The organism is Rhodococcus sp. CX, from assembly GCF_015865005.1.
In the GTDB taxonomy this organism is placed as follows: domain Bacteria; phylum Actinomycetota; class Actinomycetes; order Mycobacteriales; family Mycobacteriaceae; genus Rhodococcus.
Window position 1 is genome coordinate 7,473 of record NZ_JADZGH010000166.1, and the last position, 7,831, is coordinate 15,303.

The 7,831-nt window shown below is 70.3% G+C and carries 8 protein-coding genes and 1 pseudogene; 8 read left to right on the forward strand and 1 reads right to left on the reverse strand.

Annotation, left to right across the window (positions count from 1 at the left end; genetic code table 11):
* The 4 genes from I0Q12_RS17310 to I0Q12_RS17325 form a co-directional block, all read left to right on the forward strand.
* A partial coding sequence (locus tag I0Q12_RS17310; RefSeq protein WP_197253068.1) for a biotin--[acetyl-CoA-carboxylase] ligase occupies positions 1–725 on the forward strand: 725 nt, incomplete at its 5' end.
* Between the two features lie 33 nt (positions 726–758).
* A complete protein-coding gene (locus I0Q12_RS17315; RefSeq protein ID WP_197253069.1) occupies positions 759–1,355 on the forward strand; it encodes a PH domain-containing protein in 597 nt (198 codons plus the stop codon).
* A 38-nt stretch (positions 1,356–1,393) separates the two neighbouring features.
* Positions 1,394–2,077, forward strand: a complete 684-nt coding sequence (locus I0Q12_RS17320; RefSeq protein WP_197253070.1) for a response regulator transcription factor — start codon at positions 1,394–1,396, stop codon at positions 2,075–2,077.
* A gap of 12 nt (positions 2,078–2,089) precedes the next feature.
* Entirely contained in the window at positions 2,090–3,388 is a 1,299-nt protein-coding gene (locus I0Q12_RS17325) for a HAMP domain-containing sensor histidine kinase (protein ID WP_197253071.1), read from the forward strand.
* A 60-nt stretch (positions 3,389–3,448) separates the two neighbouring features.
* On the opposite strand, the pseudogene I0Q12_RS17330 reads toward I0Q12_RS17325, so the two are convergent.
* A pseudogene (locus I0Q12_RS17330) lies at positions 3,449–3,928 on the reverse strand (GtrA family protein); the annotation flags it as partial.
* A 176-nt stretch (positions 3,929–4,104) separates the two neighbouring features.
* On the opposite strand from I0Q12_RS17330, the gene I0Q12_RS17335 reads away from it, so the two are divergent.
* Genes I0Q12_RS17335 through I0Q12_RS17350 form a run of 4 tightly spaced genes read left to right on the forward strand, consistent with a single transcriptional unit; the run spans position 4,105 to position 7,809 of the window.
* Positions 4,105–5,379, forward strand: a complete 1,275-nt coding sequence (locus tag I0Q12_RS17335; protein WP_307846320.1) for a 5-(carboxyamino)imidazole ribonucleotide synthase — start codon at positions 4,105–4,107, stop codon at positions 5,377–5,379.
* Positions 5,372–5,884: a 5-(carboxyamino)imidazole ribonucleotide mutase gene (purE, locus tag I0Q12_RS17340; RefSeq protein ID WP_197253073.1), complete on the forward strand. Its 513-nt coding sequence runs from the start codon at positions 5,372–5,374 to the stop codon at positions 5,882–5,884. Before I0Q12_RS17335 ends, purE begins: the two co-directional genes overlap by 8 nt.
* 13 nt (positions 5,885–5,897) lie before the next feature.
* Positions 5,898–7,076 (forward strand): sensor histidine kinase, encoded by a 1,179-nt coding sequence (locus tag I0Q12_RS17345; protein ID WP_197253074.1) that lies wholly within the window; start codon positions 5,898–5,900, stop codon positions 7,074–7,076.
* A gap of 10 nt (positions 7,077–7,086) precedes the next feature.
* A complete protein-coding gene (locus tag I0Q12_RS17350) occupies positions 7,087–7,809 on the forward strand; it encodes a response regulator transcription factor (RefSeq protein WP_197253075.1) in 723 nt (240 codons plus the stop codon).
* Positions 7,810–7,831 lie beyond the last annotated feature (22 nt).

Genomic DNA, 7,831 nt, shown 5'->3' on the forward strand with positions numbered 1-7,831 from the left:
AGGAAACCGGATCGACCAACGCCGATCTGCTCGCCGTCGCAGGTGAAGGCGACGCGCCGCGCGCGCTGCTCGCCGAATTCCAGTCCGGCGGCCGCGGACGGCACTCGCGCCGGTTCGAGGGCACTCCGAACGCGCAGGTGATCGCCTCCGTACTCGTCACCCTGCCCGGGGTGGACCTCGCCGACCTCGGCTGGCTGCCGCTGCTCGCCGGAATCGCGACCGTCGACACCGTCCGTTCGGTCACCGGCGTGCCCGCCGAACTGAAATGGCCCAACGACGTGCTCGTCGACGGTCGCAAGGTCGCCGGAATCCTCGTCGAGATCGCCGCGACCGCACCCGTCCCCGCGGTCGTCGTCGGCATCGGCCTCAACGTCTCGCTGGCCGAGGACGAACTGCCGGTGCCGACCGCGACGTCGCTGATGCTAGCGGGAGCCACCGACCTCGACCGCACCCGCCTCGCGCAGGTGCTGCTGACCAACCTGGCCGAGCGGATGCGCCGGTGGCACGACCACGACTGGGACACCGCGGCACTTGCCGACGCCTACCGCGAACGGTGCAGCACCGTCGGACAGCGGGTGCGGGCGGTCCTGCCCGGCGACACCGAACTGCACGGCGTCGCCGTCGACATCGACGAGCAGGGTCGGATCGTCGTCCGTCCCGACCGCGACGGCGACCCGGTGGCGATCGCCGCGGGCGACATCACCCATCTGCGACCCGTGGGCTGACCTCCGGTCGCGCGACGTGCGATCCTCGGCGGCATGGGCTACCCCGAGGACGCACTCGCCGTCGACGAAGAGCTGCTGCTGCACCGGCATCCGCATTGGAAGATGCTCATCGTCCCCACCGCGATCTTCCTGCTGACAACCGCGGTCGCGGGCTTCCTGCTCGGTGTCGCCGGTACGCGTCTCGAAGGCGCCGCGGCCGGTGTCCTGACCGTCGCGGTCCTGGTGTTGTGGGTCGTTCTCGTCGGCTGGCGTTGTGTCGCGCCCCTCGTGCGGTGGCTCACGACGCACTTCATCGTCACCGACCGGCGGGTCCTCGTGCGGCAGGGCGTGATCACCCACACCGGCATCGACATTCCGATGGGTCGCATCAGCAACGTGCAGTTCCGGCACGGCATCGTGGACCGCATGCTGCGTACCGGCACCCTGGTGATCGTCTCCGCGGCCGACGATCCGCTCGAATTCGACGACATCCCCGACGTGCAGACCGTGCACACGCTGCTCTACCGGCAGGCGTTCGACAGCAGCGCCGACAGGGGCGGTTACGGGACCGGCGAGTACCGCGACGATCGGGGCGGTGACGACCGGGGACGTGACGACTCGGGTGGGGGCACCGGCCGCAAAGCGTGGTAATTCGGACAGCGCCCCCGGCGGATCCGTACCCTGGTTCCGTGACCGCTGTCCTGCTCGCCGAAGACGACGAAGCCATCGCCGCGCCCCTCTCGCGAGCCCTCGGTCGCGAGGGGTACGAGGTGACGATCGCCCAGGAAGGCCCCGCCGCACTGGAAGAGGCCCTGTCCGGCCGGTACGAGCTGCTGATCCTCGACCTCGGACTGCCCGGTATGGACGGTCTCGAGGTGTGCCGGCAGATCCGGACCAACCGCTCCGACCTGGCCGTACTCATGCTCACCGCTCGCACCGACGAGGTCGATTTCGTCGTCGGTCTCGACGCGGGCGCCGACGACTACGTCGGCAAACCGTTCCGCCTCGCCGAACTGATGGCGCGTGTGCGGGCGTTGCTGCGCCGCCGGGGCGGCGGTGACACCGACGACGTGGTCGAGGTCGCCGGGATCCGGCTCGAACGCGCCGCGCGGCGCGTGCTCGTCGACGGTTCCGAGGTCGTCCTCGCCAACAAGGAGTACGAGCTGCTGCGGGTGTTGCTCGAACACGCCGGGCAGGTCGTCTCGCGGGACGCGATCCTCCAGGAGGTGTGGGGAGACGTCGACCTGCGTGGTTCCAAGACTCTGGACATGCACATGTCGTGGCTGCGCCGGAAGATCGGCGACGAGGGGCCGGCCGGGGAACGCCGCATCGCGACCGTCCGCGGTGTCGGTTTCCGCGTGAACACCGACTAGCCGGGGCCGCTCGTGCGTCGTCGCATTCTCATCGCGGTTCTCGCCGTGGTGCTGCTCGTCGCGCTGTTGCTCGGCCTTCCGCTCGCCTACACCGCGTACCTGTTCGTCGAGGACACCATGCGCCGGGATCTGCAGGGACGGCTGGAGCTGATGGCCTCCGAGATCATCGCCCAGGAAGGCGCGGAGGGGGTGATCGCCGGCGGCCTCGACACGAGTTCGATGCGGCTGCTCGTGCCCGACGGCGGCCGCCTGGTGATCGTCTATCCGACCCCGGAGGACGCCGCTGCCCGTCTCGACATCGGCGCTCCGGCAGTCTCGGCGCCGATCCTGGAGTCCCTGTCGCTGGGCACATCCGGGTCGTTGCGGCTGGAGGCGCCGTCGGCGGGCGTGCGCACCGTGCAACGGCAGGTCCTGGCGGCCGTGGCCACGATCGTCTTGTTGACCGTGGTAGCCGGCGCGATCGTCGCCGTCGTCACCGCGCGGCGCCTGGCCGATCCGCTGCGCGACGTCGCCGCGCGCGCGGCGCGACTGACCCAGGGCGACTTCCGGCCGGATCCGCGGCGGCACCGCATCCCGGAGCTCGATCGGGTTTCCGACGTGCTCGATGCCGCCGCGGTTGAGATCGCGGGGCGCCTGCAGCGCGAGCACATGCTCGTCGGTGACGTGTCGCACCAGCTGCGTTCGCGGTTGACCGCGGTGCGGTTGCGGCTCGACGAACTGTCCACGCACTCCGATCCTGCGGTCGTGGAGGAAGCCGAGGCCGCCATGGCCCAGGTGGACCGGCTCACCGCCGCGATCGACGATCTGGTGCGACAGTCCCGCGACAGTGGCTCCGCCCTGCGCACCGAGGTGTCGGTGGTGGGGGAGATGTCGGGGGTCATCGCGGATTGGCGCGGACCGTTCCGGGAGGCCGGACGCGACCTGGTGTTGCGGGGCAACCCGGCGTTGCGCTCGACCGTGACCGGCTCGCGCCTGCGTGAGGCCGTGGCCGTGCTGGTCGACAACGCGCTGGTCCACGGCGGCGGGACCTGCACGGTCTCGGTGCGGCGGGCGGGCGACGACACGGTGTGTGTGGAAGTGACCGACGAGGGGGAGGGTGTCAGCGACGAACTCGCCCCGCACATCTTCGATCGTGGGTTCTCCGGTAGCGGATCGACGGGGGTGGGGCTGGCGCTCGCCCGCGCGCTGGTCTCCGCCGACGGCGGCCGGCTCGAACTGCAACGGCGGAGGCCGGCGTTGTTCGCGTTGTTCCTCGGCACGTCCCGGGACCGCGGGCACGGGACGTCGGATGCGAGTCGGGAGCCTCGCTGAACCGGTGGGCCGGCAGCAGCGGGTGGGTCAGCGTCCGATCTGTTCCTCGGCGAGCTCGCCGAGTTCGGCGTCGGGGCCGGTTTCCTCGGGGAAGACGAACCGCTTGAAGCAGTAGAAGCGGAACGCCATCTGCAGCAGGTTCCCGATGATGTAGGCGCTGATGAAGTCGGCGATGTTCTCGACCGTCAGGCTCACCTCGGGTACCCGCAGCCCGAACACGTAGCTCGAGATCCACAGCGGGATGAAGCTGAGTACGACTCCGATGCCGCTGACGAAGAAGAACAGGAACGCCTCGTGGGCACGTTCACGGCCACCGCGGTTCTTGAACGACCATTCGCGGTTGAAGATGTAGGAGCAGATCACCGCGATGATGCCGGCGATGATCTTGGCCGTCACCGGCTTCTCCTCCAGCACCGTCAGCTTGAGGGTGTAGAAGATGCCCGAGTCGATGACGAAGGTCGTGCCGCCGACGATGGCGAACTTGACCAGCTCGCTGTGCCGCAGGAGCAGGCCTCGCAGCGGCTGGGGAACGCGGTTCATGGCGACATCGACGAAAGACACTCGGACAAGTCTACGAAACCGGATCGCAGACTTTCGCATCCGGATGAAATTTTCAGTATTAGCACAGGAATGTGTCGGGCGCCTCACATGCTGTGACAGCGTGCACGCGCACGGTGCAGCAGTGCCGGTCTTCCGATGTGACACCATGGACAGTCGTGACCGGTAGACCTGATTCGCCCCCCAGATCCGACACCCCCCGCGCGCTGACCGGCGGAATGCCCGTCGTGACGATGATCGGCGGCGGCCAGCTCGCCCGGATGACCCATCAGGCCGCGATCGCCCTCGGTCAGACCCTGCGGGTCCTGGCGGGCAGCGCGGACGAACCCGCCGCCCGCGTCAGCCCCGACGTGGTGCTCGGCAGCCACAACGATCTCGAGGCACTGCGCAGCGCCGCGATCGGCGCACACGCCCTGACCTTCGACCACGAGGGCGTTCCCACCGAGCACCTGAAGGTGCTGCAGGCCGAGGGCGTCAACGTGCTCCCGCCGCCGCAGGCCCTGATCTACGCGCAGGACAAGATCGCCATGCGTGAGCGGCTCGGTGACCTGGGCGTCCCGATGCCGAAGTTCGCGGTCATCCGGTCCGTCGCCGATGCGAAGGCCGCGCGCGAGAAGCTGGGCTGGCCCTATGTGCTCAAGGCTGCCCGCGGCGGGTACGACGGCCGTGGCGTGTGGATTCTCGACGACCAACAGGAACTCGAGGCCGTCGTCGAGGATCGGCTCGCCGCCGGGGTGCCGTTGCTGGCCGAGGAGAAGGTGTCGTGGCGCCGCGAGCTGTCCGCGATGGTCGCCCGGTCCCCGTTCGGGCAGGGCGCGTCGTGGCCGGTCGTCGAGACGGTGCAGCGCGACGGGCAGTGCGCGGTCGTCATCGCACCCGCCCCGGACCTGCCGGAGGACGTGGAGACGGCGGCCGAGCAGCTCGCGTTGCGCATCGCCGGGGAACTCGGCGTCGTGGGCGTGATGGCCGTCGAACTGTTCGAGACGGAGGGCGGCGAACTCGTCGTCAACGAACTGGCGATGCGTCCGCACAACTCGGGCCACTGGGGTATGGACGGTGCCCGCACCGGACAGTTCGAGCAGCACCTGCGCGCGGTCCTGGACTATCCGCTCGGCGACACCACGCCGCTCGCCCCGGTCACGGTGATGGCGAACGTGCTCGGCGCGCCCGAGGCGCCGGAGATGAGCATGGACGAGCGCCTGCACCATCTGTTCGCGCGGATGCCCGACGTGCGTGTGCACCTGTACGGCAAGGGTGAACGCAAGGACCGCAAGATCGGGCACGTCAACGTGCTCGGCGACCCGTCCGGATCCATCACCGATCCGCAGTACGTGGCGGCGGTCCGCGAGCGTGCCGAACGGGCCGCGCACTGGCTCTCGCACGGCGTATGGACCGACGGTTGGAACGAACACACGGGAGAGCAGGGTGAGTGACGTGGCGCAGGGCGCACAGGTCGGCCTGATCATGGGCAGCGACTCGGATTGGCCGACGATGGAGGCCGCAGCGGAGGCGCTGGCCGAGTTCGGGATCCGATTCGAGGTCGGGGTCGTCTCGGCGCACCGCACCCCGCAGCGCATGCTCGACTACGCGAAGTCGGCGGCCGGTCGCGGCATCAAGGTGATCATCGCGGGTGCCGGTGGCGCCGCGCACCTGCCGGGCATGGTGGCCTCCGCAACGGCGCTGCCCGTGATCGGTGTCCCCGTGCCGCTCAAGTACCTCGACGGCATGGATTCGCTGCTGTCGATCGTGCAGATGCCCGCCGGTGTTCCCGTCGCGACCGTGTCGATCGGCGGAGCCCGCAACGCCGGCCTGCTCGCCGCCCGCATCCTCGGCGCCTCCGATCCGGCGCTGCGTGAGCAGATGGAACGCTTCCAGGCCGGCCTCGAGCAGATGGTGCTCGAGAAGGACGACGCGCTGCGGCAGAAGCTGCTCGGCTGAACCCGGCGGTTCCGTGCAGACGACCCCGTTGATCGAGCGATGGAGCCGGTGGAGCCGTGCCCACGTCGCGACGATCGACGGGGTCGTCGCCGTCCTGCTGGCGATGGCCGGCGTCGCCGGAGCGGTGACCGGGCACGAGGGTGCGCGCGGGGTGCTGGTGGCGCTCGCGCTGACCGGTCCGCTGGCGTGGCGGCGCACCCGACCGGTGTTGTCCGGGGGGCTGGTCGCGGCGGCGGCGTACGCGCACCTGCTGGTGCTGCCGCAGATGTCCGTGATCGTCCCGATCGCTGTGCCGGCCTCGGTGTACGCGCTCGCCGCCTACGCGCCGCGCTGGGCCGCGAACGGTGCGCTCGCCGCGGCGGCGATCGGCGGTGCGGCGGCCGGGGTGAAGTACATGGGGCAGTACGAGGGCCGCACCCTCTTCGAGACGGTCGCGGCGGCGGTGTTCGTCGCGGTGCTCCTCGCCGGCATCTGGGCGTTCGGCCGGATGCGGGGACTGCGGCTGCGCGAGATGGAGTCGCTGACCGAACGCAACCGTCTGCTCGAACTCGACCGGCTCAAGGAGGCGGAACTGGCGGCCACCCAGGAACGCACCCGCATCGCGCGGGAGATGCACGACATCGTCGCGCACTCGCTCACCGCGATGATCGCGCAGGCCGACGGCGGCCGGTACGCGGCCGCAGCCGATCCCGAGGCGGCGGCCGGTGCGCTCACCACGATCGCCGAAACCGGGCGCCGCGCCCTGTCCGACATGCGGTCGCTGCTGTCGGTGCTGCGCGAGGACACGCCCCGCGAGTTCACAGCGACCCCCGGTCTCGACGACCTCGACGCGCTCGTCGGTCAGATGCGCGGTAGCGGCCTGGACGTGACGTACACCGTCGCCGGGCAGGCCCGCGACCTTCCGGTCGGAACGCAGTTGTCGGTCTACCGGATCGTGCAGGAGTCGCTGACGAACGTGCTCAAGCATGCAGGGCCCCACGCGCACGCCGACGTCAGGCTGGACTGGCGGCCGGACGTGCTGGTCGTGGAGGTCGTCGACGACGGGCGTGGTGCCGCCGCCCTCGTGCAGTCGCCGCCCGGTGGGCAGGGTCTGACCGGGGTCGAGGAACGCGCCCGCCTACACGGTGGACGTGCCGTCGCGGGACCACGCGACGGGGGTGGCTATCGTGTGCGCGCCGAGCTCCCCGCATAGGGTGGCAGCGATGACCGAACCCGCCGCACCGACCGAACCCACCGCACCCATCCGCGTCGCACTCGTCGACGACCAGCAGCTCGTTCGCGCCGGCCTGCGCATGGTGCTCGAATCCCAGCCGGACATCGTCGTCGTCGCCGAAGCGTCCGACGGCGCGGCCGCGCTGATCGAACTCGGGCGCGTCCGCGCGGACGTCGTGCTCATGGATGTGCAGATGCCGCGGGTCGACGGGATCTCGGCGACCCGCACCCTGCTCGCCGACCCCGAGGCACCGAAGGTGGTGGTGCTCACCACCTTCGACAACGACGACTACGTCGTTCAGGCCATCGCGGCCGGTGCGAGCGGATTCCTGCTCAAGGATGCGCCGCCGGAGGATCTGCTCGACGCGGTGCGCACCGTGCATCGCGGTGACGCGGTCATGGCCCCGCGCGCGACCCGGCGTCTGCTCCGGCACGTGTCGCCCATGCTCGAACAGACCGCCGCGACGAAGGACACGTACGTGGACCTTCCGGACGATCTCACCCCGCGCGAGGTCGAGGTGCTCACCGCGATGGCCCACGGTTTGAGCAACGGCGAGATCGCGGAACGGTTCGTGTTGTCCGCGGCGACCGTCAAGACCCATGTCGGCCGGGTGCTCGCCAAGACCGGTTCGCGTGACCGGGTGCAGGCCGTGCTGTTCGCCTTCCGCGCGGGGCTGGTGCGTCCGGACGAGCTGCTGCACACCGCGCAGTAGGACCCCGGTATCGCCGGTGGCA